This is a genomic window from Arthrobacter sp. MDT1-48-3 (assembly GCF_054511015.1).
The window spans coordinates 1-26720 of sequence record NZ_JBTNDL010000013.1 but is presented as its reverse complement, the minus strand read 5'-3'; the positions used below and the strand labels follow the sequence as shown (position 1 = coordinate 26720).

Annotated in this window: 24 protein-coding genes and 1 pseudogene; 16 read left to right on the top strand and 9 right to left on the bottom strand. The window is 66.3% G+C overall.

The window, feature by feature from the left end; translation table 11 throughout:
* Nucleotides 1-6 precede the first annotated feature (6 nt).
* The 3 genes and pseudogenes from gnd to dnaA form a co-directional block, all read right to left on the bottom strand.
* Nucleotides 7-930: pseudogene (gene gnd / locus ACX80L_RS17165) on the bottom strand (phosphogluconate dehydrogenase (NAD(+)-dependent, decarboxylating)); the annotation flags it as partial.
* 37 nt (nt 931-967) lie between these two features.
* Nucleotides 968-2092, bottom strand: a complete 1125-nt coding sequence (gene dnaN / locus ACX80L_RS17160; protein WP_133080011.1) for a DNA polymerase III subunit beta — start codon at nt 2090-2092, stop codon at nt 968-970.
* A 481-nt stretch (nt 2093-2573) separates the two neighbouring features.
* Nucleotides 2574-3986 carry a chromosomal replication initiator protein DnaA gene (gene dnaA / locus ACX80L_RS17155; RefSeq protein ID WP_133080010.1) on the bottom strand — a complete coding sequence of 471 codons (1413 nt, stop codon included), beginning with the start codon at nt 3984-3986 and terminating at the stop codon, nt 2574-2576.
* Between the two features lie 457 nt (nt 3987-4443).
* On the opposite strand from dnaA, the gene rpmH reads away from it, so the two are divergent.
* The 8 genes from rpmH (at nt 4444) to ACX80L_RS17115 (ending at nt 10412) form a co-directional block, all read left to right on the top strand.
* Entirely contained in the window at nt 4444-4581 is a 138-nt protein-coding gene (gene rpmH / locus ACX80L_RS17150) for a 50S ribosomal protein L34 (protein ID WP_022892375.1), read from the top strand.
* 91 nt (nt 4582-4672) lie between these two features.
* Nucleotides 4673-5044 (top strand): ribonuclease P protein component, encoded by a 372-nt coding sequence (rnpA, locus tag ACX80L_RS17145; protein ID WP_347876217.1) that lies wholly within the window; start codon nt 4673-4675, stop codon nt 5042-5044.
* Nucleotides 5045-5082: 38 nt separating this feature from the next.
* Nucleotides 5083-5391, top strand: a complete 309-nt coding sequence (gene yidD / locus ACX80L_RS17140) for a membrane protein insertion efficiency factor YidD (RefSeq protein WP_459269424.1) — start codon at nt 5083-5085, stop codon at nt 5389-5391.
* Between the two features lie 14 nt (nt 5392-5405).
* Entirely contained in the window at nt 5406-6368 is a 963-nt protein-coding gene (gene yidC, locus ACX80L_RS17135) for a membrane protein insertase YidC (RefSeq protein WP_133080008.1), read from the top strand.
* Nucleotides 6365-6946 (top strand): Jag family protein, encoded by a 582-nt coding sequence (locus ACX80L_RS17130; RefSeq protein WP_208740260.1) that lies wholly within the window; start codon nt 6365-6367, stop codon nt 6944-6946. The genes yidC and ACX80L_RS17130 overlap by 4 nt, the downstream gene beginning before the upstream one ends.
* A complete protein-coding gene (gene rsmG, locus ACX80L_RS17125; RefSeq protein WP_459291246.1) occupies nt 6939-7610 on the top strand; it encodes a 16S rRNA (guanine(527)-N(7))-methyltransferase RsmG in 672 nt (223 codons plus the stop codon). Before ACX80L_RS17130 ends, rsmG begins: the two co-directional genes overlap by 8 nt.
* 296 nt (nt 7611-7906) lie before the next feature.
* On the top strand, nt 7907-8785 hold the full coding sequence (locus ACX80L_RS17120) for an AAA family ATPase (RefSeq protein WP_133080452.1): 879 nt from the start codon (nt 7907-7909) through the stop codon (nt 8783-8785).
* A gap of 334 nt (nt 8786-9119) precedes the next feature.
* Entirely contained in the window at nt 9120-10412 is a 1293-nt protein-coding gene (locus ACX80L_RS17115; protein WP_459291279.1) for a ParB/RepB/Spo0J family partition protein, read from the top strand.
* A gap of 2746 nt (nt 10413-13158) precedes the next feature.
* Here ACX80L_RS17115 and trxA read toward each other — a convergent pair.
* The 5 genes from trxA to ACX80L_RS17090 form a co-directional block, all read right to left on the bottom strand.
* The gene (trxA, locus tag ACX80L_RS17110; RefSeq protein ID WP_133080005.1) at nt 13159-13485 is read right to left on the bottom strand and encodes a thioredoxin; all 327 of its coding nucleotides are present in this window, start codon (nt 13483-13485) and stop codon (nt 13159-13161) included.
* 25 nt (nt 13486-13510) lie between these two features.
* Nucleotides 13511-14563, bottom strand: a complete 1053-nt coding sequence (trxB, locus tag ACX80L_RS17105) for a thioredoxin-disulfide reductase (RefSeq protein ID WP_459291244.1) — start codon at nt 14561-14563, stop codon at nt 13511-13513.
* Nucleotides 14564-14730: 167 nt separating this feature from the next.
* Entirely contained in the window at nt 14731-16278 is a 1548-nt protein-coding gene (locus ACX80L_RS17100) for an ABC transporter substrate-binding protein (protein ID WP_459291242.1), read from the bottom strand.
* A 75-nt stretch (nt 16279-16353) separates the two neighbouring features.
* Entirely contained in the window at nt 16354-18081 is a 1728-nt protein-coding gene (gene murJ, locus ACX80L_RS17095) for a murein biosynthesis integral membrane protein MurJ (protein ID WP_459291240.1), read from the bottom strand.
* A 61-nt stretch (nt 18082-18142) separates the two neighbouring features.
* Nucleotides 18143-18622, bottom strand: a complete 480-nt coding sequence (locus ACX80L_RS17090; RefSeq protein WP_244186091.1) for an NUDIX hydrolase — start codon at nt 18620-18622, stop codon at nt 18143-18145.
* A 182-nt stretch (nt 18623-18804) separates the two neighbouring features.
* Here ACX80L_RS17090 and ACX80L_RS17085 point away from each other — a divergent pair, with 182 nt between their 5' ends.
* The 7 genes from ACX80L_RS17085 (at nt 18805) to ACX80L_RS17055 (ending at nt 25696) form a co-directional block, all read left to right on the top strand.
* Nucleotides 18805-20250 carry a CCA tRNA nucleotidyltransferase gene (locus ACX80L_RS17085; protein ID WP_459291239.1) on the top strand — a complete coding sequence of 482 codons (1446 nt, stop codon included), beginning with the start codon at nt 18805-18807 and terminating at the stop codon, nt 20248-20250.
* On the top strand, nt 20247-20897 hold the full coding sequence (locus tag ACX80L_RS17080) for a histidine phosphatase family protein (RefSeq protein ID WP_244185830.1): 651 nt from the start codon (nt 20247-20249) through the stop codon (nt 20895-20897). The genes ACX80L_RS17085 and ACX80L_RS17080 overlap by 4 nt, the downstream gene beginning before the upstream one ends.
* Nucleotides 20898-21016: 119 nt before the next feature.
* The gene (locus tag ACX80L_RS17075; protein WP_459291237.1) at nt 21017-21172 is read left to right on the top strand and encodes a hypothetical protein; all 156 of its coding nucleotides are present in this window, start codon (nt 21017-21019) and stop codon (nt 21170-21172) included.
* Between the two features lie 326 nt (nt 21173-21498).
* Entirely contained in the window at nt 21499-21621 is a 123-nt protein-coding gene (locus ACX80L_RS17070; protein WP_279628568.1) for a hypothetical protein, read from the top strand.
* Nucleotides 21622-21951: 330 nt separating this feature from the next.
* Nucleotides 21952-23199, top strand: coding sequence for a D-inositol-3-phosphate glycosyltransferase (gene mshA, locus ACX80L_RS17065; RefSeq protein WP_133080000.1), 1248 nt, complete (start codon nt 21952-21954; stop codon nt 23197-23199).
* Nucleotides 23200-23231: 32 nt separating this feature from the next.
* Complete coding sequence (locus tag ACX80L_RS17060) at nt 23232-24002, top strand: phosphatase (RefSeq protein WP_459291235.1); 771 nt, start codon at nt 23232-23234, stop codon at nt 24000-24002.
* A 26-nt stretch (nt 24003-24028) separates the two neighbouring features.
* A complete protein-coding gene (locus ACX80L_RS17055) occupies nt 24029-25696 on the top strand; it encodes a formate--tetrahydrofolate ligase (RefSeq protein ID WP_459291233.1) in 1668 nt (555 codons plus the stop codon).
* On the opposite strand, the gene ACX80L_RS17050 is transcribed toward ACX80L_RS17055, so the two are convergent.
* Nucleotides 25693-26046, bottom strand: a complete 354-nt coding sequence (locus ACX80L_RS17050) for a DUF2306 domain-containing protein (RefSeq protein ID WP_459291231.1) — start codon at nt 26044-26046, stop codon at nt 25693-25695. The genes ACX80L_RS17055 and ACX80L_RS17050 overlap by 4 nt on opposite strands.
* Between ACX80L_RS17050 and ACX80L_RS17045 the strand changes: the two genes are divergently transcribed.
* Nucleotides 26036-26659 (top strand): MerR family transcriptional regulator, encoded by a 624-nt coding sequence (locus tag ACX80L_RS17045; RefSeq protein WP_459291229.1) that lies wholly within the window; start codon nt 26036-26038, stop codon nt 26657-26659. The genes ACX80L_RS17050 and ACX80L_RS17045 overlap by 11 nt on opposite strands.
* Nucleotides 26660-26720 lie beyond the last annotated feature (61 nt).

Genomic DNA, 26720 nt, shown 5'->3' with positions numbered 1-26720 from the left:
GAGCACCTACTCGGGGTTCGACTGGGCCGGCTTCACCGCATGGCCGCCGAACTGGCTGCGGAGCGCTGCGACCATCTTCATCGACGGGGAGTCGTCCTGCCGCGAGGTGAAACGGGCGAAGAGAGCCGCTGTGATGGCGGGGGCCGGGACCGAATTCGCGATGGCTTCCTCGACGGTCCAGCGGCCCTCACCGGAGTCCTCGACGTAGCCGGCGATCTTCGACAGCCCCGGGTCCTCCTGGAGGGCCTTCACGAGCAGGTCCAGCAGCCAGGAGCGGACGACGGTGCCCTTCTGCCACGCGGCGAAGGTCCCGTGGACGTCCTTGACGATGTCCTTCGCCTCGAGGAGTTCGTACCCTTCGGCGTAGGACTGCATGAGCCCGTACTCGATGCCGTTGTGGACCATCTTGGCGTAGTGCCCCGCACCGACGTCACCCACGTGCACGAAGCTCTCGGCGCGATCGCCCTCCGGGCGGAGGGCATCGAAGACCGGCATGGCGAGTTCCACGTCGGCCTGGCTGCCACCGGCCATCAGGCCGTACCCGTTCGCCAGCCCCCACACCCCGCCGGAGACACCGCAGTCGAGGAACCGGATGCCCTTCTGCGCGAGGAGCGTGGCGTGGATCTGATCGTCGGTGAACTTCGAGTTCCCGCCGTCGATGACGAGGTCACCCTCGGACAGGACCTCGGAGAGGTCCTTGACGACACCGTCGGTGATCTGGCCTGCGGGGACCATCACCCAGACGATGCGTGGTGCGGGAAGCGCCTCGACGAGCTCGTCGAGGGTCGACACATCGGTGAGGTCGGGATTGCGGTCGAAGCCGGTGACCTCGATGCCCTTCTCGCGGAGCCGCTCCCTCATGTTGAATCCCATTTTGCCGAGTCCAATGAGGCCGATGTGCATGAGCTTCTCTTTCTGACGATGTGTCCGGCCGGCGTTCCACCCGGCCGCTGTCCCTGCGGAGCGGTTACTGGTTGGGCAACCGCACGGGCATCAGCAGGTACCTGTAGTCTTCCCTGTCCTCACCGGAGGCGTCATCCTGCGCGGAGATCACCGCAGGCTTGGGTGGTGAGGTAAAGGAGAACCGGACGTACGGGCTGCTGAACGCGCCGAGGCCCTCGCTCAGGTAGTGCGGGTTGAACGCGACGGTGATGTCGTCGCCGTCGAGGGTGGCCTCGATGGCCTCCGAGGCCTGTGCGTCCTCGCCGGTACCGGCGTCGAGGGTCACCTGGCCCTCGGTGAAAGCGAGGCGGACGGGGGTGTTGCGCTCTGCCACGAGCGAGACGCGACGGACGGCTTCCACCAGGGTGCTGGTCTGCACGGTGGCGTGGATCGGCGTGTTCTCGGGGAACAGCGAACGGATCTTCGGGTAGTCGCCGTCCACGAGCAGGGATGTCGTCCGGCGTCCGCCGGACTCGAAACCGATCAGCTCGGAGTCTTCGGAGAAGGCGATGTTCAGGTCACCGGCTCCGCCGAGGGTCTTGGCGACCTCGTTGAGGGTCTTCGCCTTCACGAGTGCACTGGTGGAGATCCCGGGAGTCGTCGGCTTCCAGGACACTTCCCGGAGGGCGAGCCGGTATCGGTCCGTCGCGAGGAGGGTGATGAGGTCGTCCTCGATCTCCATGCGGACACCTGTGAGGATCGGCAGTGTGTCGTCGCGGCTCGCGGCGATGATCACCTGGGAGACGGCCTGGGCGAAGGCCTCACCGTCGACCACTCCGCTCACGTCCGGCAGTTTGGGGAGTTCCGGGTACTCGCCCTCCGGCATGGTGGCGAGGTTGAACCGGCTGTTGCGGCATGTGAGGGTCACCTTCGACCCATCGGTGGCCACCTCGACGGGCGCCGAGGGCAGGCTGCGGCAGATGTCGGCGAGCAGCCGGCCGGACACGAGGATCGTGCCTTCCTCGAGGACGTCGGCGGCGATCTCGAGCCGTGCCGAGATCTCGTAGTCGAAGCTGGCGAGGCTCAGTGAGCCACCTTCGGCCTTGATCAGGAGTCCGGCGAGGACGGGGACCGGAGGGCGTGGCGACAGGGAACGGGCGGTCCAGGACACAGCCTCCGCAAGTACATCCCGCTCGACTCTGAATTTCACGGAGCAGTGCCGCCTTTCGCCAGATCAAAAAACAGCCACCGGTCAATCGCCGGCGGATGGTGGGTGGGTTCCGGTTCCGGAGGTGTCCGGGCACGGGGAACTACAACCCTACTGGGGAACAGCTTAGCCGCAGAGCGGCGGTGCTCAGCAGGGCCCAGGAGGGCTGGGACGGGGCGTGCGGAACGTGGAATGTTATTTGACGAACTTTTGAAGTTTAAGGTTCGTAGTGTTAATAACTGCTGTGGATTCTGTGGATAAGTCCGCTGGACCGGGCATCGGCGCGGATCTGCCCTGTGGACAAGGTGTGCGTTCAGGGGAAGGGCCGCAGCAGGGGCTTGTGGGCAGAATCCTTGTCATTTCGCGGATCCACAGGCGGTAGGGGGTTTTTCCTCAGGCTCGGTGCCGATGTTCCCCCGGTTATCCACAGGTATGTCCACACCTGTTAATTACCGGGGTGCGCCACGGCGTTCCCTTGGCGGCGTCAGGCCTCGCGTTGCTTGTGCTTGATCCGGTTGGTCAGTTCGGTGACCTGGTTGAAGATCGCACGGCGTTCGGCCATGAGTTCGCGGATCTTGCGGTCGGCGTGGATGACCGTCGTGTGGTCGCGCCCGCCGAGCTCCTGTCCGATCTTCGGCAGCGACATGTCCGTCAGCTCACGGCAGAGGTACATGGCGATCTGGCGGGCGGTGACGAGGGTCCTCGTGCGGGACTTGCTGCACAGCTCCTCCATGCTGATCTGGAAGTAGTCCGCCGTCTGCGCCATGATCACGGTCGACGTGATCTCCTGCGCTCCGTCGTCGGAGATCAAATCCTTCAGGACGATCTCCGCCAGGTTCACGTCGACCGTCTGGCGATTGAGGCTGGCGAAGGCAGTGACCCTGATCAGAGCCCCCTCCAGTTCCCGGATGTTGGTCGCGATCTTCGACGCGATGTACTCGAGGACGTCGTCCGGCGCGCTCAGGCTGTCGCTGATCGCCTTCTTGCGGAGGATCGCGATGCGGGTCTCCAGTTCGGGCGGCTGGATATCCGTCAGGAGGCCCCACTCGAACCGGGACCGCATGCGCTCCTCGAACCCGATCAGCTGCTTGGGTGGCATGTCGGAGGTGATGACCACCTGCTTGTTGTGGTTGTGCAGGGCATTGAAGGTGTGGAAGAACTCCTCCATGGTCCGGTCCTTGCCGGAGAGGAACTGGATGTCGTCGATCAGCAGGATGTCCACGTTGCGGTACGTCTGTTTGAAGCTAGAGCCCTCGTCGTCGCGGATCGAGTTGATGAAGTCGTTGGTGAACTCCTCGGAATTCACGTAGCGCACCCGGATACCCGTGTAGAGGTGCCGGGCGTAGTGGCCGATGGCGTGCAGCAGGTGGGTCTTGCCGAGCCCCGAGTCCCCGTAGATGAAGAGGGGGTTGTACGCCTTCGCGGGTGCCTCGGCCACCGCGACCGCAGCGGCGTGGGCGAACCGGTTCGAGGAACCGATGACGAACGTGTCGAAGATGTACTTGGGGTTGAGCCTGCCGAACTCGTGGGAGTTGCTGGGCGGGGTCGGCGAGGGCTTGGCCTCACCCTTGGGTTCCGGCGAGACTTCCTCGGGTTCCTGCTCGGGCGCTTCCTCCGCGACCGGGGTCAGCTCGGGATCGATGACGAAAGCGCACTGGATGTCTTCCCGGAAGACGTCGCGGAGCGCCTCGTCGAGGGCGGCCTTGAGCTGGGTCTGCAGGACCTCACGGGTCAGTTCGTTCGGAACGGCGATGAGCATGGTGGTGCCGATGAGCCCCTGGGCCTGGGCGAGCACCATGAAGCCGCGCTGGCGAGGGGTGACGCGATCGTCCTGCTCGAGGGTCCGGATGACTTTACGCCAGGAACTCCCGACGTCGTTTACCTCATCTGTACCCACGAAAACCCCTCTTGGCTGCACAACCGCTCGAAAAGGTCCGTTCTCCACAGAGTTGTGCACATGTCGTGGATAAACGGACCAGAGCCAAGACTAGAGGATGAAAAGTGCAGAAGATAGCGGACTGGAGCGTCCTGACGGGGGCTGTGAAGGCCCTCACAGGGCGCCGTCGGGATGCGTGTAGTGTGGCTCGAGCAGCGGTTGTCCACAGGTCCGTGGAAAAGTAGCCCACAGGGCGGCGACGGCTGGTTTGACGCCCGTGAGCTGCGTCCCCTAACGTTATGTAGTCCAACATGTCTGCATTTCGCATGCCATCACAGATGTTTCCGGGTACTAAGAGGCCTCGGGATGTGACAGCTCCTCCGCGAATGTCGGATGTACACCTTCATCGCGTCAGTCTGTTCTTCCCCCTTGTTGCAATGGGCCGGACGCATCTCAAGATCGTTCTGGAGTAACTACAGTGAGCAAGCGGACTTTTCAGCCGAATAACCGCCGTCGTGCCAAGAAGCACGGTTTCCGTCTTCGCATGCGCACCCGTGCTGGTCGTGCCATCCTGTCGGCGCGCCGCGGCAAGGGCCGTACCGAACTCTCGGCATAAGCGGTTCCTCCTACGCCATGCAGCCTTCGGGTGATCGCGCCGGCACGGTGTTCCTCGCTTCCCCAGGAAACAGGGACCCCCAGTGCTACCGATGATCCACAGGGTGCGGACGGCCGCGGATTTTGCACGTACCGTACGTTCCGGTGCCCGGTCTGGGCGCCGGAACGTCGTGCTATACGGGTCGAGGACGTCGAGCTCCGCTCCTTCCAGGGTCGGTTTCATCGTCGGCAAGAACGTAGGGAACGCCGTCACACGCAATCTCGTTAAACGGAGGCTGCGCCATGCTTCGGCGGAGTGGGTCGAAGCGCACCCTGCCGGGTACGACGTCGTCGTCAGGGCGCTGCCGCCGGCAGCCGGGAGTGACTGGCCGACCCTGCAGAAGGACTTCACGAGCTGCCTCGCAGCCGTCGTCCGCAGGCTCGACCGCACCGAGGTACCGGAGAAGGAAGGCAGAGTATCGTGATCAGGGTCGCTGTCCGCGTGCTGGCCTTCCTCGTCGGGATGCCGCGCCTGGCAGCGATCGGGTTCCTGATCGCGTACCGGAAGGTCGTGTCTCCGCTGTACGGCCCCGTGTGCCGGTTCTATCCCAGTTGCTCCGCCTATGCGCTGGAGGCCGTGACCGTGCACGGGTTCATGCGCGGTACATGGCTCGCCGGTCGACGGCTGATGCATTGCCACCCCTGGAACGACGGCGGGGTCGACCACGTCCCTGCAGGTTCCAGGACCTTCCCGCCAGGGAAGGTCCCCTCGATTGTTGTGTTGAACCATCCGGTGATCCCGGCCGATGACGAAAGCCGTTCCGCGGCTTGAGGAGCTAACTGATTATGGGTTTTTTTGAGACGATCCTGGCGCCGTTCAGGTGGCTCGTGTCGTGGATCATGTTCATGTTCCACGAGGGCTTCACGTTCCTCGGGATGGACCCTGCTTCCGGCTGGACCTGGGTCCTGTCGATCGTCGGCCTCGTCGTCGTCATCCGCGCCGCGCTCATCCCCGTCTTCGTCAAGCAGATCAAGGCCCAGCGCGGCATGCAGGCCCTGCAGCCGGACCTGCGGAAGCTGCAGCAGAAGTACAAGGGCAAGACGGATCAGCTCTCGCGTCAGGCGATGACGCAGGAGCAGATGGCCCTGTACAAGAAGCACGGGACCAATCCGTTCGCGGCGTGCCTGCCGATCCTCATCCAGATGCCCTTCTTCTTCGCACTCTTCACGGTGCTCAACGGCATCTCCCGGGCAAGCGCCGAGGGTACGACCATCGGTGCCCTGTCACCCGAATCGGTCCGCCAGTTCGACAACGCGACGATTTTCGGTGCTCCCCTCTCCTCGACGTTCCTCGGCAGTTTCGGCGCCGACGGGAACATCAGCGTCATCATCCTGTCGCTCCTCATGATCATCGCGATGACGGCATCGCAGTTCATCACGCAGAAGCAGATCATGGCGAAGAACATGTCCGAAGAGGCCATGCAGAGCCCGTTCATGCGTCAGCAGAAGATCATGCTGTACATCCTCCCGCTGGTGTTCGGAGTCGGCGGCATCAACTTCCCGCTCGGCGTCCTCGTCTACTGGACCACGACGAACGTGTGGACCATGGCGCAGCAGTTCTACGTCATCCGCAGGATGCCGACCCCCGGATCGCCGGCGGCGAAGGCACTTGCCGACCGCCGGGCGAAGAAGGGTCTGCCCATGGTTCCCCTCCTCGGTGAGCGGAAGACCGAGGAAGTAGTCGAAGCGGTGCCAGAGGCCCGGGTGCAGCGTGTCCAGCCCCAGCGCAAGAAGAGGAAGAAGCGATGACGGTAGACAACGAAGAGCAGACACCCGAGCTGAGCGGCCCGGAGTCGGGTGATGACGTCGAGGCATCCGCCGACGACGTCGAGGCAGCGGGCGGGACGAAGGCGTCCAGGCTGGACGAAGAGGGCGACGTCGCGGCCGACTACCTCGAGGAACTCCTCGATATCGCGGACATCGACGGCGACATCGACATCGAGGTGCGGAACGGCCGCACCTACATCTCGATCGTGTCGGAGGACAAGTCCGACGCCGGGCTGAGCAGCCTCGTCGGTCGTGACGGTGAAGTGCTCGAGGCACTGCAGGAACTCACCCGACTGAGTGTCCTCACGGCGACGGACTCGCGGTCACGGCTCGTTCTGGACGTCGACGGCTACCGGAACCAGCGCGGCGGCGAACTGGCCCGCATCGCTCAGGACGCGGTGGACAAGGTCAAGGAGACGGGCGACGACGTCGCTCTGCCTCCCATGTCGGCCTACGAGCGGAAGATCGTCCACGACGTCGTGGCCGACCTCGGTCTCGTGAGTGAATCCGAGGGTGAGGGTCAGGCCCGGCACATCGTCGTTTCGCCCAGTGATGACTGATCCTTCCCCCACTCCGGTCGCCGGGGCCCCGGATCCGTCCGTCGACGAACTCGCGGCTGCGACGATCGTGTTCGGTGCGCAACTCGGTCTCGCCCGCGGGTTCGTCAGGCACCTCTCCACCTCGGGCATCGAACGTGGCCTGCTGGGTCCCAGGGAGGTTCCCCGACTCTGGGGGCGGCACGTGCTCAACTGTGCGGTGGTCGCGGATCTGATGGATACCGGTGCCACCGTGGTCGACGTCGGTAGCGGTGCCGGTCTTCCAGGCCTCGCGATCGCCATCGCCCGGCCCGACCTCGAGCTCCACCTGGTCGAGCCGCTGGAACGCCGGGTGACCTGGTTGAACGAGGTCGTCGGGGATCTCTCCCTGCCGAACGTCACCGTCCATCGGGCTCGCGCGGAACAGGTGGTGGGCCGGGTGTCGGGGGACTATGTGACGGCACGAGCGGTCTCGGCCCTCAGCACCCTCGCGGGCTGGACCATCCCCCTGGCCAGGCCGGGAGGGGAAGTCCTCGCGATCAAGGGCCGAAGTGCCGGCGAGGAGATCGAGAAGGCCCGGAAGATCATCCGGAAGCTCGGCGGGGGTCCGGCCGAGGTACTCGTGGCAGGGGCCGAAGTACTCGCAGAGCCCACGACCGTGGTCCGTATTCCCGTCCGCATCCCCTGAAGGCCTGCCCCGGTGCTGATGTCGCGTCGGGCCGCGTGCTTCCGGCTACCCTTGTAGATAACGACGTCTGGCATGTGGAAGTGAGTTACTGAGTGACCATCAAGGACGCCCCCGCGAAGAAGTCCGAAACCCTCCTGCCGTCCGGGTTCGCACTCGCTGGTGGGCTACGTGAAATACAACCCGAAGTGTTTGCGGTCCCCGCGAACACCGGTGTTGTTCCACGTGAAACCACGGCCGTGTTGTCCGATGCGACGCAAACGAAGAAGCCCGGTAAGGGTAAGAGCGTCCTGGAGTCGATGGACGATTCCTCGCCCCTGGGTCGTGAGCTGGCCAGCGAGGCGAAGCGTCGCGAGAAGCTGCTGGGCAAGACGCTCCCCAAGCCGCAGAGCACGCGCATCATGACCATCAGCAACCAGAAGGGCGGTGTGGGCAAGACGACGACGACAGTCAATATCGCGGCGGCGCTTGCTACCGCTGGTCTGCAGGTCCTCGTGATCGACATCGATCCGCAGGGCAATGCTTCGACCGCCCTCAATATCGACCATCACGCTGATGTGGACTCCATTTACGACGTCCTGATCGACGATGTCCCGCTCGCCGATGTCGTCGCGCCCTGCCCGGATGTGCCGAACCTGATCTGTGCGCCTGCCACGATCCACCTTGCCGGTGCCGAGATCGAACTCGTGTCCCTCGTGGCTCGGGAGCAGCGCCTCCGGCGTGCGATCGATGTCTACGCGAAGGAGCGCGAACGCAGGGGCGAGCCTCGCCTCGACTTCGTCTTCATCGATTGCCCTCCGAGTCTCGGTCTCCTCACGGTCAACGCCTTCGTCGCAGCGAAGGAGGTGCTGATCCCGATCCAGTGCGAGTACTACGCGCTCGAGGGTCTGAGCCAGCTGCTCAAGAACATCGAGATGATCCAGAAGCATCTCAACGCCGATCTCTCCGTCTCGACGATCCTGCTCACGATGTACGACGGACGCACGAACCTCGCTGCGCAGGTTGCGGCCGAGGTGCGCGAACACTTCCCCCAGCAGGTCCTCAAGGCCGTGGTACCCCGTTCGGTACGGATCTCCGAGGCACCGAGCTATCAGCAGACGGTCATGACGTATGACCCTTCATCAAGTGGTGCACTCTCCTACCAGGAAGCAGCGGCCGAGATAGCCTCTCGGTCCTAGCAGTTCGCAGTACCGGTCCGACTGGACCACGACGATGTGACGGTGAAGCAGGGCTCCATCGTCCGGAAGGAACGACATGGCGGAAAAGCGGCGTGGCCTGGGCCGAGGGCTCGGGGCGCTCATACCCAGCGGTCCGGTCGAGGATGACACCGAGCCGGCACAGCCTGAGCATGATGCTCCGGTCGAGCGGGAAGTGCACACTGCAGCCTCGGAAGGGTCGCGCAAAGCAACGGGCAGACCCGTGGATCTTTTCTTCGAGCGCGTGACCGAGGAGGACGTGGCGGAGCAGCCACGGTCCTACTCTTCCGCCCTCCGAAGTAGCATCAACAAGAACATGCTCGAGGCTCAATCGAAGCGCGTTGCGAAGTCACCGTCGGGGCGCAAGAGCGCGGCCGGAAGGGGCGCTGGCACGGCGAAGCCGTCGCCGTCCGCGTCGACGCAGGCTGCGGTGTCTGATGAGGACACTGCACACGTCCCGAGTCCGGTCAGCGCGGATGGACAGGAACAGGCGCCCGGTCGGTCACCAAGGCGCTCTGCGGGCGCGGCAGACAACGGTGCTGGTACTGATGTTCGCGCGGAGGATGCGCGCCCACCGGGAGAGCCCACTACCGTGTCAGCACGGACTGACGCTTCAACCGCTGACGGCGCGGCGGGAGCCGCACAGAACATGGAGACCCCAGATCTCGAGCCGGCCTCCCCGACGAGATCAGCTGCCTCACCAGGTTCCGTTCCACGTGAAACCGGTTCCAGTTCTTCCACCGTGACGATGGTGCGACCTGACCAGGGCGATTCGGACGCGTCCCTGATTGCTGTACCCGGTGCCACCTTCGCCGAGCTCCCGCTCGACAGCATCCATCCGAACAGGAAGCAGCCCCGCGTAGAGTTCAATGAGGACGAGCTGGCCGAACTCGTGCACTCGATCCGCGAGATCGGGGTCCTTCAGCCGGTCGTCGTTCGTCCTTCGCAGGAAGGCGGCACCACCTCGTACGAGCTGGTCATGGGAGAGCGTCGTTGGCGCGCATCCCGTGAAGCCGGCATGGAGAGCATTCCGGCGATCATTCGATCCACGTTGGATGACGATCTGCTCAGGGATGCGCTGCTCGAGAATCTGCATCGTAGTGCGCTGAACCCGCTGGAGGAAGCTGCTGCATACCAGCAGTTGCTGGATGACTTCGGTTGTTCCCACGATGAACTGGCCGGGCGCTTGGGTCGGTCGCGACCGCAGATCTCCAACACCCTGCGCCTGATGAAGCTGCCACCGCTTGTACAGCGGCGAGTAGCTGCGGGGGTGCTGTCGGCCGGGCATGCTCGGGCACTCCTCGGCCTGGGAGATCCAGCCGACATGGAGAAGCTCGCCCAGCGCATCGTGGCGGAAGGCCTTTCGGTCCGGTCCACCGAGGAGATCGTCGCGCTCAGTGGGGGCCTCCGCAGGGCGACCAAACCCTCCACTCCCCGGGACGGAGCCAGGCATGAGCGTCTCGATTACCTTGCGACGTCCCTGTCCGATCGGCTGGACACGAATGTGAAGATCACGCTCGGAGCGAAGAAGGGGCGGGTCAGCATCGAGTTCGCGAGCGTCGACGATCTCAATCGGATTATCGGTGTGCTCTCGCCTCCGGCCGAGTAGGATCACAAGACGTTCGACATGACGACCCCTGTTTCACGTGAAACAGGGGTCGTCTGTCTTTCGGGGAACGTTCTAGCCCGCGACAGCGCGTGTCAGTTGGCTCCAGTTCCAAGTAGCCGTTCGGTAGAGCGGTTACGGCCGATCCGCGTTCGGTCCGCTGTGAGGATGGCGGGTGGGGAGAAAACCCATGCTCGCGCCTGCTCCTCAGTACGCGAGTGTGAGGATTCGAGGACGCTCACAAGGAGATCGCACGCGTGTCGGCCCAGCGTGTTTCACGTGAAACATCGGTCACAGTGGATGTACCGGGCAGGATATGGAGTCGGCTGCCCGGTCTCCCGAGCGGTGTGCGTGTACCGGCAAGGGCTCGAGCGGCGTTACCAGGCAAGCGCAGTCGTACTACGAGACGCTCAACGGTGCGTAGGCGAACGCAAGGACCCTGCGTGCCGTCGCTGGTGGCGGCCCGGCTTCACCTGCCCTGCAAGTGCGAGCCAGAACACGGTGGTCGGCTCGCTCCGTGGGTGGATTGCGATGAGGGGTTTCACGTGGAACATTGCGCATATCGATCGACTGCATGGATCCGGGCACCCCTCGCTCAGCACTTTTCCGTCCAAGGCGTCCTGTATCCCTGGTCAGGGACGGCGGAGAGCTCATTCATGTACGCCATGATCGATTCGCCGAGGTCGACGACGACCCAAGGCCCTCCTCCATGGAGCGGCGTGACATGTCCCGGAAGATCACGCGCCCGGGCCCCTGGGTCCTTAGTGGGCTGCTGTATCAGCACATGCACGCGGATCCGAGGTGGCGTCACGAGTGCCGCGACGGTGAACGGCGAAGCGACCGGGTGGGTGCATTAGTCGGGTGTGGAAGCCGGGTCAGCAAAAGGCAGCGCGAGGGAGGGTGCGGATCTCCACCTCAGGGAGAGCTCAGGTGGTGTCACATCATCGTCGCTACCGCAGGGCCGCACAGAGGCGAAGATGCTCCGCGAGGGTAGTAGCGCGGAGTGGAGCGCGCGCTGACCCCGAACGGCCTTCCGCCAGTGCCGCAGCGCCTCCTGAAGGGAGACTGAGCATCCCCTGCTTGCAAGCGTTACGAGCGGGCGCGGCTGCTTGGGACGATCTGGTTTCACGTGAAACGTGAGACACCGGCTCCCGCTGGCACCCCCGTTTGGTTGCGGTCCAGTTGTTCTCAGCAGATGAGTGCCCGCTGCGCACGGCAACTGAAACGACCTAGCAACGTCGCGCATCCATCCATCGTTCTGCTAGCACGATGGCTTTGTGATGATCCGGGATCACCAGTGCATCCTCCGAGGTCGGCAGGTCTGCGGCATTGACGCGATCAGCGGCTCGACGGGACAAATGCGCCGTGCGAGCAGACCTCACCTCGCAGTCGTACCCAGGTTCTGTGGTCGGTGAGTTCATATCGGTGGAGGACACTGGGAATTCGTCGTCTCTACACTCAAACAAATGTTCCTCGCCGCGGATCGCGGCTGCGGCGGACACTGCAGCACCTCGATTGAAGGAGGGAGGCTCACTTTCCTGTCCTCGTTTCACGTGGAACATCGCGATGCTTCTGCTGCCTGCTCGCCCTCATAGGTGTCTCTCACCTGTGTAGGCAGCACGATGCTCGCGACACTGCACGGTCCACGATCGGAAGAAGCCGTTGACCGGCATGTCCCCCAGAGACCAGCAGCAGAACAGAGGGTTCCGGTTCTTCCGGTTGGCGGTGGCATCGCAGGCGCGACAGGACATCCTTTGCTGCGGGTGTCACTTCAATGCACACCATTGCCAGCTCCGATGCCCAGGGCTACCCCGGTCTCCGAATACTCTGGCGAGTCGACCAGTAGCTGCAGCAGCCCTCGGCGGCTTACGGCAGTGGATGCTCGGACGCGGGGTCATCTTCAGCGATGGTCGCCGGCCCGCCGATCTCCATCCGGCGACGGCATCTGTGGCGTGGTGCTGGGCGCTCGTGCGGGGCGTCCTGAAAAGGGTCTGAAATGAGGGAAACAAACAGGTATCCCGCCGCCCTGACCGGAGGCAGCAATGCCGGATCTCGGCCTCGCGTCACAACCGCGGCTGATGATGAATGCGTGAATAGGCCTGCGATCTCTCCCGTCGCGTTCGATTGCAGTTGTCGATAGGGCACCTATGGCTTCTGAATCGGCCATGAGCGCGCCAAGCACCTTCACGCTCCGGTTGTTCAGCAGCAGTGGGAAGAGATGGAGCAGACGCACTACATGTGGACCAGCGGTGGTGATCGAACCGCTCGCAGCCGTTTCCGTCCGCCCCCCATTCTCCTGCCGCTTCCGGCACTGTCGGACGGGGGCTCATTGCCTCCCCACTGGCCTCGACCACGCGGCGCGCTGTGGAGACCGCTCGGAGCGGGATGCTGTACGAGGGATCATCCTGAGCCTGGGCATGGTGGCATGCGAAACGTCGGCGGAGGACAAGTACCAGCTAGCTGCCGCCGGCCGACTGCCAGGTCGCAGCGTGGGTGTGTCGGTGTTCTGTTGCGAGGAGAACCCGCTGCAGCTCGCCCTGTCCCTGTTTCACGTGAAACGCGTTCTCGGACGGAGAGAGGCGGACGGCTCAGTATCGAGGCCGAGGAAGGACAGTCAGGTCCTGCGAGACATCCAAGCCTCTGATCGAGGACCTGTTCCCCGTACCTCCCTTGTCGGACGTGGACTACACGGTAGGTACCAATGAAAAAGGCCCGGCGCAGATGCGACGGGCCCTCTTCTAAAACGCGATCAGTTGATGAAGGCTGCGAATTCCTGCTCAAGTACCTGCTTCGGCTTCGCGCCGATCGACGTCGCGGCCACCTCCCCGCCTTGGAACACGTACACGGCGGGAATCGATGTGATGCCGTACTTTGCGGCGATGGCCGGGTTGTCGTCCACGTTCACCTTCACCACGTCGACCTTCTCGGCATGCTCGGCAGCGATGTCGTCGAGGATGGGCGAGAGCATGCGGCAGGGGCCGCACCATTCAGCCCAGAAATCGACGATGACCGGCTTGCTGGCCTGCAGGACGTCGGCGTCGAATGACGCGTCGGTCACATCCTTTGCGTTGCTCATTGCGATACTCCTAGTGATTGATCGATCAGAGTGAAGCTGATTCGGAGACTGCTTCTGCCGGCGGGGTGGGTACCCGGGCGGCAGTCTGCGCCATGCTGACGGTATCCGCCAGGTAGTGCTCGACGTCGAGGGCAGCAACACAGCCGCTGCCGGATGCCGTGATGGCCTGGCGGTAGGTGGGGTCGATGACGTCACCCGCAGCGAAGACGCCCGGGAGCGAGGTCTTCGACGTCCGGCCCTGCACGGCGATGGTGCCCTCGCTGGTCAGTTCGAGCTGATCCTTCACGAGGTCCACCCGTGGATCGTTACCGATCGCGACGAAGATGCCGGTCACAGCAAGATCGCTCGTGGTGCCGTCGAGCGTGCTGGCCACCTTGACGCCGGTCACCTTGTCGGCACCGTGGATGCCGACGACCTCGGAGTTCCAGAGAAAATCGATCTTCTCGTGCGCGAAAGCGCGGTCCTGCATGATCTTGGACGCGCGCAACGTGTCACGGCGGTGGATCACGGTGACGGACCGGGCGAACTTCGTGAGGAAGAGAGCCTCCTCCATGGCGGAGTCGCCGCCGCCGACGACCGCGATGTCCTGGTCGCGGAAGAAGAACCCGTCGCAGGTCGCACACCAGCTGACGCCGTGCCCGGACAGGCGCTTCTCGTCGTCCAGCCCGATCTCGCGGTATTCGGAACCGGTCGAGATGATGACGGCACGCGCGAGGAATTCCTCACCCGTCGCGATGGTCAGCTTCTTGATGTCACCTGAGAGGTCTGCGGACACGACGTCCTCGAAGAGGATCTCGGTGCCGAACCGGCGTGCCTGCTTCTCGAACTGTTCCATCAGCTCCGGCCCCATGACGCCCTCCGGGAAGCCCGGGAAGTTCTCGACGTCGGTGGTGTTCATCAGCTCACCACCGGCCTTGACCGAACTCGCGATCATGACCGGCTTCAGGTTGGCGCGTGCGGTGTAGACCGCTGCGGTGTAGCCCGAAGGACCCGATCCGACGATGATGACGTCGTGGATCTTCGGCTCACTGCCTGAGCTGTCTGCGGTGGGCGTGTCCAGCTGGACATCGGTTTGCATTGTCACGTTCTCGAAAGACCTTTCTGTCTTCTCGTGCGCTGATCCGGCCGGACCGGCCTCATCTGCGGACACTTCCCTCAACGGAACCCTCCGGACGATTATTCCACCGCGGGAGCACGGTGTGGCACCGCCGACAGCGCCCTCCGGGCATTCGGGTCCGGCCCGAGTCAGCGGACGCTGATCTCCGCGATCCGCAGTCCGAAGGGGTACTGCGCCTGGATGTTGGAGAGCCTCGGCAGCCGGGTGAAGTTGATGATCGCGTAGCTCGCCGTCCGTGGTCCGTCCGCACCGTCCGGGATCGGAAGGGTCACGGTCGGCGCGGTGAAGCTGCCCTGGGCGATCTGCTCGGCACCATCCAGCGTCGGCCGGTCGTTCACGAGCACGGAGAAACTGCCACCCGCTCCGTTGAGCTGTGCGATGGACACCTCGGAGATGGTCGATTCCTGCTCGAGCTGCACCACCAGCGCGAGGCTCGTGGCGAGGCCACCGAAGGTGTCACTCGCGTACACCTGATTGCCCCAGAAGGTCGCAGGATTATCGTCGATGATCAACGGCAGGGTGGCGTCGTTCGCCGCATCGAGTGCCTGGTTGTCCGGGACCACACGGGTGATGCCGGTGATGACGGGCGCGACGGCCTCCTGCGTGGGTTCGGCGGTGGCAGTGGGCGTCTCCACGGGATCGTCGGAGGCGGGGACGCTCGTCGCCTGGTCGGTCGGATCGTCCGCGACGTCGGTCCCGCCGGAGATCGATCCGAGCTGGGTGACCGCGAGGACGACAGCGACCACCAGGACGACCGCGAGGACCACCCCGACGAGGACGCGGGTGAACCTGCGTCCGCCCCCGTCGTCGTCGTCATCGGTTCCGTCGCCGTCGGTCCCCTCGGGGCCGTCGATGTCGTCGTCGTCGAAGGCGGACAACGGGAAGCGCGACGCGGCCCGCCCGGACTGCGGGGACGCCGCAGCGGCGGCCGCCCCCGCTGCACCGACCCCTATGGCACCGGCCGCGGCACCGGCTGCAGCCCCCGCCCGCTGCGGGCCGGTGTCGTCGCGATCATCGCGCGGCTCGTCCCGGACCCCGGAGGTCGCTGCCGACGCACCCGTAGGACGCTGGGTGGGCGGCGGAGGGACGAGGTGGGAGGTGGCCTGCCGCTCAGGAGCAGGTTCGGCGGCGTCGGAAGGCTGGTCCGATGCGTCGTCGTACAACGCATCATCGGCGCCCTGCCGCCCGAAGCGCCGGGTCAGCCCCGAGAGGCGCGACTTCCGTTGCTGCCGGACGTCGTCGTAGTCCTCGTAGTGGTCGTCGTCGTCGTCGGTCTCCGGCTCGCTGGACCGCGGCCCGCCGAAGATCTCCGAACCGAGCGTGTCGGTGAAGAACGGCTCGACGTAGGGTGCTTCCTGCGCGGGAGCGTCCTGCTGCACGATCAGGTCCAGCATGTCGGGCGCCGAGGCGCGGTTCGTCACCAGGTAGGTGCCGGACTCGGTGATGCCGAGGTCGAGCACCTGGATGTTGTCGTTCCTGTCGCCGGACGCCAGCTCACGGGCACTCGTGGCGACCTGGGACGCGTTGCCGGCCGACGCGACGAGGATGCTGACCGGTCGGTTGAGCACCTGGTCGACGCCGTCGAGCACGAGGTCCTTCTCGGCGGATGCCAGCACGTAGGCCGTCACCTTGTAGCGGCCGCCCAGCACTGAACCGACGTCGACTGCTTCTGGCACGTGTTCCTCCCGGCAAGACCCTGGCTGATTTCTCACCATGCTACCGGTCTGCCAGGCCATTCCCGGGCTGCCGCGTCAGGCGCCGCTCCGGCGGAACCGCGCCAGCAGCGGCCCCAGGATCTGGCTGAGTTCGGTGATCCGGAGCAGCCTGAGCATGGCCAGATAGACCACGGACAGGACGATCCCACCCATCGCGAGCACGACGACGGCGTTCAGTTTCGACTGCCAGACGAATCCGCCGGCGTCGTACCCGCCGAACGCCCAGGACACGGCCGTGCCCGCCAGCGCGGCGGCGATCCCGGCGATCACGAGGCGCACGTGCACATCGAAGACGTGTCCGGCGCCGTACGGTCCGATCGCCCGGGTCAGGAAGACATGACTGACCACGACGGCGATCGCGTTGCCGAGCGAGTAGGCGACGGCGAGCATGGGCACGATGAGGCGGGGATCGAACATGCCCGCCCCCAGGGCGAGCACGACGCCGACGACGGACAGGATCAGCTGGATCTTGAGCGGCGTCCGAACGTCCTCGCTCGCGTAGAACACCCGGTTGAGGAAGAAGTTGGCGCTGAGGAACGGGGCCCCCACGGCGAGGAGCGCGATGATGACGCCGTTGGTGGCGGCGCTCTCCGCCGACTCGCTGAACAGCATCCCGAGGGGTCCTGCGAACGCGAGCAGTGCTGCGGCACCGAAGACGGTCGCGACGCCGATGATGCGCAGCCCCTGGGACAGGGTGGCGCGGACGGCGGCCAGGTTGTTGTCGGCATGCGCCGAGGACAGCTGGTTGAACATGACCGTCGCCAGGGACAGCGCGATGACGGAGTGCGGCAGCTGGTACACCATCGCGCCGAACTCGAGGTTCGTCAGGCCCGCGATCTGCACGGGTGGATCCTGTGCGAGGAGCCGCGGGCGTGCTTCGGAGGCGATGGTCGCGACGCGCTGGTTCACGAGGTAGAGCCCGTTCCCCACGAGCATCGTGATGATGGTGACCGACGCGAGCCTGCCCGTCCGGCCGAGACCCGTTCCGCGGATGCCGAACTTCGGGCGCAGGCCGAGCCGAAGGCGTTTCAGGGGCAGGAAGAGCACGAGGGCCTGGATGACGATGCCGAGCGTCGTCCCACCGGCGAGCAGCAGCGTCTGCGTCGAGGTCCACGTGTCGGGGCTGTGCCGTTCCGACTGCTCGCTCCCCATCAGCACGATGAAGACCGCGAGGAAGGCGATGGAGACCACATTGTTGACGACGGGCGCCCACATGTAGGGACCGAAGGACCCGTTGGCGTTGAGGATCTGCCCGGTCACCGCGTACATGCCGTAGAAGAAGATCTGCGGCAGGCACCAGTAGGCGAAGGCCGTGGTGAGGGCGAGATTGGCGCCCGTGACGCTCGTCGTCAGACCGACGATGACCGGTGCCGCGAGCGTGACGAGCACCGTGAGCACGAGCAGCGCTGCCGCGGCGAGGGTGAGCAGCCGGCTGACGTAGTCCGCGCCCCGATCCGGCTGCCTGCTGGCACGGATGATCTGCGGCACCAGGACGGCATTGAACACGCCGCCGGCGAGCATCAGGTAGATGAAGTTCGGCAGGTTGTTGGCCGAGGTGAAGAGGTCCGACACCTGGCCGGACGCGCCGATCGCCGTGGCGAGAAGCGCAACGCGGACGAGGCCGAGGATCCGCGAGACGAGGGTCCCGGCAGCCATGATCGCGCTCGAGCGGGCCATGGAGCCGCTCCGGGGGGCCGAGGGGTCGTCGCGGGCGGGCTGCCCGGCGTCCTGCAGGGGGATCGAGGCTGTGTTCGTTTCAGACATCGTTCCCCATCGTCTCACCGATGGGAGGACGACGGCGCGCGCCGCAGCGGAGAGCGGACGCTCAGAGGTGCTCGGGGAGTACCTCGCGGGCGAGGTCGGCGATGCGCCGCTCGTTCGGGAAGGAGAGGCGACGGCCGAGCTCCTGCAGGGGGACCCACGCGACGTCGACGGCCTCGTGGTCGGGGTCGTTCTCGATGGTCAGGTAGCCGCCCGTGGCGATCAGCAGGAAGTGGTGGACCGTCTTGTGCACGCGGTGCCCGCTGACCGTGAACCAGTAGTCGATGCTCCCGAGGGCGGAGACGATCCTGCCCTCGATGCCGGTCTCCTCCGCGATCTCCCGCACGGCGGCCTCTTCACTGTTCTCCAGGCCCTCCGGGTGGCCCTTCGGGAGGCACCACTCGAGCCGGCCTCCGCGGTTCAGCCGGGCGATGATGGCGACGTCGAGCGATTCCTTCGTGGTGTCGACGACGATCCCGCCGGCGGACACCTCCTCCACCGTCGGCAGCTGGTGCTGCACGGCAGGCATACCCGTGGTTCCCATTGACACAGTCAGCGGGGTGCGCTTGGGAGCACTTGGAACGGGTCGGTCCATGCAGACCACTCTAACGATCTTTAAGGAGCCTCGATGACGGCGCGACGCGTTGCGCGCCCGCCCGTACAGCATCGGTACGGGTCGGTGCGAGGTGTGGGAAACGGGGGCTGATCTGGCACCCTTAAGGGACTATGGCGCACCTGCTGGACACCTCGACCCTCACCGCACCCCTCCCTCCCGTGGTCCTCGAGGTCGGCGAACTCTTCGAGGCCGCGGGCCATGAACTCTCACTGGTCGGCGGCCCGGTGCGGGACCTGTTCCTCGGGAGGGCGTCGCCCGACCTCGACTTCACCACGAGCGCCGACCCCGACCAGACCCTCGCCGTGATCAAGCGGTGGGCCGACGCCTACTGGGAGATCGGCCGCGGCTTCGGCACGATCGGACTGCGCAGGGGCGGCTACCAGATCGAGATCACCACGTACCGCGCGGAGGCCTACGACCCCTCGTCCCGGAACCCGTCGGTGGCCTTCGGGACGAGCCTCGAGGACGACCTGCTGCGCCGCGACTTCACGATCAATGCCATGGCCCTGAGGCTGCCGTCCCTCGAGCTCGTCGATCCGTTCGGCGGCGTCCGGGACCTGCACGCGGGCCTGCTGCGCACTCCCGGCACGCCGTCGTCGTCGTTCTCGGACGATCCCCTGCGCATGATGCGCGCCGCGCGCTTCGTCTCCCAGCTGGGCGTCAGCGTGGCCCCCGAGGTGTCCGAGGCGATGGGGTCCATGGCCGAACGGATCTCGATCATCTCCGCCGAGCGCGTGCGCGATGAACTGGTCAAGCTCATGCAGGGCAAGACGCCGGACGCCGGGATCGACCTGATGGTGGACTCGGGGCTTGCCGACCACGTGCTGCCGGAGGTCTCCGCGCTCCGCCTCGAGACGGACGAACACCACCGCCACAAGGACGTCTACCAGCACTCGCTGACGGTGCTGCGGCAGGCCTGCGCCCTCGAGACGGGCGACGACGGGCCCGTGCCGGCACCGGACGTCGTGCTGCGCTTCGCCGCGCTCCTCCACGACATCGGGAAGCCCGCGACGCGGAAGTTCGAACCCGGAGGGGCGGTGAGTTTCCGTCATCACGACGCCGTCGGCGCGAAGCTCGCCTCCAAGAGGCTCAGAGCACTGAGGTTCGACAATGACACGATCAAGGCCGTCGCCCGCCTGGTGGAGCTGCACATGCGCTTCTACGGCTACGGGGAAGCGGGCTGGAGCGACTCCGCTGTACGGCGGTACGTGAGCGATGCCGGCCCCCTCCTCGAGCGGTTGCACCGCCTGACCCGCTCCGACGTCACCACGCGGAACCGTCGCAAGGCCGAGCGGCTCGCGTTCGCCTACGACGATCTCGAGACCAGGATCGCCGCGCTCGCCGAGCAGGAGGAACTGGCGTCGATCAGGCCGGACCTCGACGGCGAACAGATCATGACACTCCTGGGTATCCGCCCGGGGCCCGTCGTGGGCCGCGCCTACCGGTTCCTCCTCGAGGAGCGCATGGAGCACGGACCCCACGACCCGGCAGCAGCCGAAGCCAAGCTCCGCCAGTGGTGGAGCGAGCAGCCCGAATCCCAGGAGAGCGAAGCATGAAGCCCATGACAGGCGCGGCAGCACCGGACCTGACTCCGGCGGGAACCCCCCTCCCCAGGTTGTGGCTGCTGCGGCACGGCGAGACGGAGTGGTCCAGGGACGGCCGGTACACGGGCCTGACCGACCTCCCGCTGACGCCGCACGGCGAGGAACAGGCGCTCGCCGCGCGCGAACACCTACAGGGCATCGACTTCGATCTCGTGGTGACGTCACCCCTGCAACGGGCCGTCCGGACGGCGGAGCTGGCCGGCTTCCCGGACGCGGAAGTCCTGCCCTTCGCCCACGAGTGGGACTACGGCGACAACGAGGGGCGGAACAGTGCGGTGGTCCGCGAGGAGAACCCCGGCTACCTGATCTGGAACGACGGCGTCCCCAACGGGGAGACGCTCGACCAGGTGTCCGAGCGGGCCGACAGCGTCATCGCCAGGGTCCAGGCAGGCTGCGGGACCCCGGCGGACAGGGAGCCCGCGGCGAAGCCCGTCGAGAACGCGCTGCTCGTGGCACACGGTCACTTCCTGCGGATCGTCGCGGCCCGATGGCTGCAGTTCGGCGGTATCGAGGGACGGCACTTCGTCCTGGGGACCGCCGCGGTCTGTGCGCTCGGCTGGGACAAGCGCACACCCGCGATCGTGCACTGGAATCTCTAGCCCCCAGCGACCCGCGGACGCCATCGGAACGCCCCCTTCTCCCACCTTTTCGTGAATTGTCCGATCAATTCACGAAAAGGTCTATGCCGCAGTGCATTTCATGGGGTAACTTTACTCACGTGTCATTGGGCCTTCCCGACTCGATCGACGAGGGACGCCCGGGCCACGCGACCGTCAATGCACTGGATGAAATGGAGGTGGAGATTGTGAACACCATGCTCAGCGGAGCCTTTGCCCGCAGCGCCAATCCCGCCTTCGTTCGCCGTACGCACTAGGAAGTCGGCGCACCTGCAGTAGCCGGCTGGTCCAGCATCATCCCCGCACCCGTGCGCGGCTTCCTCGTGTCTCCTTTCCCGGCAGCGCCCTTTATCGGCAATTCCCTGCCCCTTTCACCTATCGAAGGTCCGTCATGCCCAATTCACCGCTACCCCCTGCCCATTCACCCGATACGAACGCAATACCCGGACCCGGAGCAACAATTCGTCCCGGCCGGGGCGAATTCATTCTGAGCGGATCACTGACGCCGCTGGCCGGTCCGGAGCTGCCGGGTACGACTGCCGATCCCGTGCCCGGCTTCCAGCGGAGGAAGGAGGTGCGACGCATGCTGAGGAGATGGCGGAACAGGACCTCGCTCTGGGGACGGATCTGGCCGGACCGGTCGGGCGGAGCCTGGGACTCCTCCCACCGCCTCACGCTGCCCCAGCACACCATGTACATCAAGTGACCGGCGGTGGACAGCCGGTCGGAAGCGATGCCCTGCCGGCGGTCACCACAGCGATCCCGGCGTGCTGCCAGTGCTCGGCCGTCCGAACCCTGCCGTCCGAACCCTGCCGTCCGAACCCTGCCGTCCCGAGGAGACAGGACCTTCGGAGTGTCTCTCCCGAGCGGAGGCGGAAGCCCGCACTGTCCGGCGTGGGCTTCCGCCTCCTCCATCCCGTATCCGCAGTGTGCCGGAGGGCGGCGCGAGCGGAATGGGGCGCGCTGACAGGGCGTTATAGGGTCGTGAGGGTCACTCGACCGGTCCTTCCCCACAGCCGGTCGGAAAGGAGAGGGTGTGTCCGGCGTCCGGCGCGTGGCCATGCTGTCCCTGCACACCTCCCCGCTCGAGCAACCCGGCGCGGGCGACGCGGGCGGCATGAACGTCTATGTCCGCAGCACGGCGCTCGAACTCGCCAGGGTAGGCATCGAGGTCGAGATCTTCACGCGGGAAGCCGGTGAGGGGCGGCCGCGCCGCGAGATCCTCGGAGACGGCGTGGTGGTGCACCACCTCGATGCCGGTCCACGCCACCGCATCCCCAAGGAGGCACTGCCAGGGCTGAAGACCACGTTCGCCGATGCGATCACGGATGTCGCCGGGCTGCTCGCCGACGGCCACTTCGACGTCCTGCACTCCCACTACTGGGTCTCCGGAACCGTGGGACTCACGCTCAGCAGGGAGATGAACCTGCCGCTCGTGCACAGCATGCACACCATGGCCAAGGTCAAGAACCTGCACATGAAGGCGATCAGCTCACCGGAGCCGGCCGAGCGGATCGCCGGGGAACAGGACATCGTCACCGGCGCCGCCCGGCTCATCGCCAACACGAGGACCGAGGCCGCCGAACTGGTCTCCCTGTACGGCGCGACCCGCGACCGGGTCGACGTCGTCGCCCCCGGCGTCGACCTGTCGACCTTCCACCCTGGCGACCGGGACGCTGCGCGCACGGCCCTCGCCTTCCCGCCGGATCAGTTCCACGTGGTCTTCGCAGGGCGGATCCAGAAACTCAAGGGACCCCAGGTCCTGGTGGCGGCAGCCGCCGAACTCCGCCGTCGGCGGCCGGACATCCCCCTGGCGGTGAGCATCCTCGGCTCGGGCAGCGGCTCCGAAGCCCTCAAGCTCCAGCCCCTCATCGACGGCGCCGGCCTCACCGATGACATCCGCCTCTACCCGCCCGTGACGGCAGCCCACCTCGCCCAGTGGTTCCGGTCCGCGGATGCCGTGGTGATGCCGTCCTTCAGCGAGTCCTTCGGACTCGTGGCGCTCGAGGCCCAGGCGTGCGGCACCCCGGTGGTCGCCGCCAATGTCGGCGGCCTGCCCCAGGCCGTCAGCGACGGCCGGAGCGGCCTCCTCGTCGACGGGCACTCCGCGACCGCGTGGGCGGCCGCCCTGGAACGCCTGCACGACGACGCGGAGCTGCGCGCGACGCTCGGACGCGGAGCCGCCATGCACGCCCTCGCCTTCGGCTGGCAGCGCACGGCGTTGCTGACGGCACAGAGCTACCGCACCGCCGTCGAGCGTTTCCCCGCGGCCACCGCGCGCTGAAGCACGCCTCCCGCGGCGCCTAGGATGGACGGGTGAACCCCACCGAACTCGCCGAATACCTCGATTCCGTTCGTATCACCGGCAAGGTGGCCACTCCGCGGCAGGACAACCTGAAGCACATGCGCCTCTTCCTCGAGGGGAACGAGCACCTCGAGTTCGGCGTCACCCGCACGCGGCCCTGGTCGTTCGACGAGGTCTTCGACCTCATGCACGAGCGCGTCGGCACGAGCGGGGATCCAGCCCACACCGAAGGCCAGGACACCATCGATGCCGCCAGATGCGTCGCGGCGCTCGACCGGTTCGCGGACCGCCTCGGTTCCTCCGCGCACCGCGGCGAACGGATCCTCTTCGCCACCGGCCACCCCGCAGGACTGCTGCCCGTCCACGCGGCCTTCGCCCGTTCCGCCGCGGCGGCCGGTGCCACGGTGGTCCGCGTACCGGAGGGGCGACGCTTCGGAGCCGGGGACATCCGCCAGGTCTTCGGCGTCCTCGTCTGGCATCAGCACGGCGGACTCATGCACACGCACTTCCCGGAACCCATGCGGCTGAGCCTCGATACGCTCGCCACGGAGGGGCTCGAGCCGCCGGACCTCGTGGTGGCCGATCACGGGTGGGCGGGACACGCCGCCAGTGCGGGGCTGCCGACCATCGGATTCGCCGACTGCAACGACCCCGGGCTCTTCGTCTCGGAAGCCCAGGGCCAGGTGGAGGTCGCCGTCCCGCTCGACGACAACGTATGGCCCGGGCTGTACGAACCACTCATCGTCTACGTCCTGGAACGTGCCGGGTTGCCCCGGGCCTGATCCGCAACCGCTGATAGGTTTTCCCCATGACCGATCTTGAGATCGCCCGGGCTGCCTCGATCCGGCCCATCGAGGACATCGCGGATGCCGCCGGGATCCCGCGGGAGGCGCTCGAATTCCACGGCCGCTACAAGGCCAAGATCGATCCGCGCCTGCTGCCGGACGACGGTCGTACACCCGGCAGGGTGGTCCTGGTCAGTGCCATGAGCCCCACGCCTGCCGGCGAGGGCAAATCCACCTGTACCGTGGGCCTCGCGGACTCCCTCGCCCGCGCCGGGCAGCGCGTGATGATCGCCCTGCGGGAGCCGTCCCTCGGTCCGGTGCTCGGCATGAAGGGCGGAGCCACGGGAGGCGGGTACTCCCAGGTGCTGCCGATGGACGAGATCAACCTGCACTTCACCGGCGACTTCCACGCGATCACCTCGGCGAACAACGCGCTCGCCGCGCTGATCGACAACCACATCCACCAGGGCAACGAACTCGGCATCGATCCCCGGCGCATCACCTTCAAGCGCGTCCTGGACGTCAACGACAGGGCGCTCCGGGAGGTGGTCATCGGCCTCGGCGGGCCCGCCCAGGGCACGCCGCGTCAGGACGGCTTCGACATCACGGTGGCCTCGGAGATCATGGCCGTCTTCTGCCTGGCCCGGGACCTCGAGGACCTGAAGGAGAGACTCGGCAACATCACCTTCGGCTACACCTACGACCGTACGCCGCTGACCGTCCGCGAGCTGCAGGTGGAGGGCGCGCTGGCGCTGCTGCTGAAGGACGCCATCAAGCCGAACCTCGTCCAGACCATCGCGGGAACGCCCGCATTCGTCCACGGCGGTCCGTTCGCGAACATAGCCCACGGCTGCAATTCCGTCATCGCCACGCGGACGGCCCGGCGCCTGGCGGACATTGTCGTGACGGAGGCCGGCTTCGGCGCCGATCTCGGCGCCGAGAAGTTCCTGGACATCAAGGCGCGTGCGGCCGACCTGGCCCCCGACGCCGTCGTGCTCGTCGCGACGATCCGCGCGCTCAAGATGCACGGCGGGGTCGCGAAGGAGGACCTCGGGGAGCCGGACGTGGATGCCCTCCAGGCGGGCAGCGCGAATCTCCTCCGGCACGTCCGCAACATCGAGAAGTTCGGCATCCCGCCCGTCGTGGCGGTCAACAGGTTCGCCACCGACGCCCAGGAGGAGCTCGACTGGCTGCTGGCATGGTGTGCGGGCGAGGGCATCGAGGCCGCCGTCGCGGACGTGTGGGGGCAGGGCGGCGGCGGGCCCGGCGGCGACGAGCTCGCGGCCAAGGTCCTCGATGCGCTCCGACGTCCCGTGAGCTTCTCGCACCTGTACCCCCTCGAACTCTCCGTCGAGGACAAGATCCGCACGATCGTGCAGGAGATCTACGGGGGCGACGGCGTCGATTTCTCGGTCCCGGCGCTACGGCGCCTCAAGGAGATCGAGGCCAACGGCTGGTCCGGTCTGCCGGTGTGTATGGCGAAGACCCAGTACTCGTTTTCCGACGACGTGAGCCTCCTCGGAGCACCGAAGGGCTTCACCGTGCATGTCCGGGATCTCATCCCCAAGACGGGAGCCGGCTTCATCGTCGCCCTGACGGGGTCCGTCATGACCATGCCCGGGCTGCCGAGGGAGCCGGCCGCGCTGCGGATGGACGTGGACGGCGAGGGGAACGCCGTCGGCCTGTTCTAGGACGGGACACGGACGCGCCCGACACGGAGCGCGGGGCGACGCCGTCGCGGCCTCACGGCGAGGTACAGGGCCGCCACGCTGCCGGCCACGAACGCGGCGACCAGCCACGCGGTCGACGGATCGCCGACCAGCAGGCGGGGGATCGCCCGGGACGGGACAGTGGCCGCGAAGACGAACGCGACGAGCAGGTCGAAGTAGCTGCCCACCATGTTCAGCAGGTGCCCCAGGATGTTGCCCCTCACCGCCGCGGCGATGCCCAGGCTGACCGTTACCGCGGTGAAGGCGGAGAGTCCGTGCAGCCAGCTGAAGTGCCCGTCGGACACGATCCCGAAGCTGCTGATGCCCGCCACCATCAAGTTCTACCTCCGGTCGGGGCTCCTCGAGGCAGGAGAGGCCATCAACCCCACGCGGGCCGACTACGGGGAGAGGCACGTCCGCCGGCTGCAGCTGATCCAGGGGCTGCGCTCCACGGTCGGGTTGGGGCTCGAGGACATCCGGCGGATCCTGGGCGCCGCAGCCGGGGCGGGCGCCTCGGACACGCAGCGCCTGGCGCTGCTCTCAACAGTGCAGTCGGTGGTCCTGGGCCTCGGCGGCCGGCGGGGCGAGCGATCACCGAAGGTCGACGCCCTCGTGCGCGCGATGGGCTGGCCGCACGAACAGAGCGACGCCCGTCTCGCCGTCGACGAGCAGGTCGCCGCCATGGATGCCGTGGGTCTCGGCCCCGACGTCGACGTGCTGGCAGCGTACGGGCGCGCGGCGGATGGCATCGCCGGTGCCCAGCTGTCGTTCACCGCGGCGCAGGACGACCTGGAGGGCATGATCCTGACGGCAGCCATCGGCATGCACATGCATCACCGGCTCATCCTGAAACTGGTCGCCCTCGCGCAGGCGAGCCATGCGATCCGGCGGTACCTGCCGCAGGAAGGACCGGATGAGTCGGGCCCGACAGGTAGGGCCGGATGAGCAGGGGCGGGGGAGGAAAGGGGGTTCGCTTCCTCTCCTTTTTCTTTTTCCTTGTTTGAGG

Coding starts and splice junctions, on each gene's coding strand:
- rnpA (WP_347876217.1), top strand. CDS start 4,673: ATGATCCACAGGGTGCGGACGGCCGCGGATTTTGCACGTACCGTACGT.
- yidD (WP_459269424.1), top strand. CDS start 5,083: ATGCCGCGCCTGGCAGCGATCGGGTTCCTGATCGCGTACCGGAAGGTC.
- yidC (WP_133080008.1), top strand. CDS start 5,406: ATGGGTTTTTTTGAGACGATCCTGGCGCCGTTCAGGTGGCTCGTGTCG.
- ACX80L_RS17130 (WP_208740260.1), top strand. CDS start 6,365: ATGACGGTAGACAACGAAGAGCAGACACCCGAGCTGAGCGGCCCGGAG.
- rsmG (WP_459291246.1), top strand. CDS start 6,939: ATGACTGATCCTTCCCCCACTCCGGTCGCCGGGGCCCCGGATCCGTCC.
- ACX80L_RS17120 (WP_133080452.1), top strand. CDS start 7,907: ATGGACGATTCCTCGCCCCTGGGTCGTGAGCTGGCCAGCGAGGCGAAG.
- ACX80L_RS17115 (WP_459291279.1), top strand. CDS start 9,120: ATGCTCGAGGCTCAATCGAAGCGCGTTGCGAAGTCACCGTCGGGGCGC.
- trxA (WP_133080005.1), bottom strand. CDS start 13,485: ATGAGCAACGCAAAGGATGTGACCGACGCGTCATTCGACGCCGACGTC.
- trxB (WP_459291244.1), bottom strand. CDS start 14,563: ATGCAAACCGATGTCCAGCTGGACACGCCCACCGCAGACAGCTCAGGC.
- murJ (WP_459291240.1), bottom strand. CDS start 18,081: ATGTCTGAAACGAACACAGCCTCGATCCCCCTGCAGGACGCCGGGCAG.
- ACX80L_RS17090 (WP_244186091.1), bottom strand. CDS start 18,622: ATGGGAACCACGGGTATGCCTGCCGTGCAGCACCAGCTGCCGACGGTG.
- ACX80L_RS17085 (WP_459291239.1), top strand. CDS start 18,805: ATGGCGCACCTGCTGGACACCTCGACCCTCACCGCACCCCTCCCTCCC.
- ACX80L_RS17080 (WP_244185830.1), top strand. CDS start 20,247: ATGAAGCCCATGACAGGCGCGGCAGCACCGGACCTGACTCCGGCGGGA.
- ACX80L_RS17070 (WP_279628568.1), top strand. CDS start 21,499: ATGCTGAGGAGATGGCGGAACAGGACCTCGCTCTGGGGACGGATCTGG.
- ACX80L_RS17055 (WP_459291233.1), top strand. CDS start 24,029: ATGACCGATCTTGAGATCGCCCGGGCTGCCTCGATCCGGCCCATCGAG.
- ACX80L_RS17045 (WP_459291229.1), top strand. CDS start 26,036: ATGCCCGCCACCATCAAGTTCTACCTCCGGTCGGGGCTCCTCGAGGCA.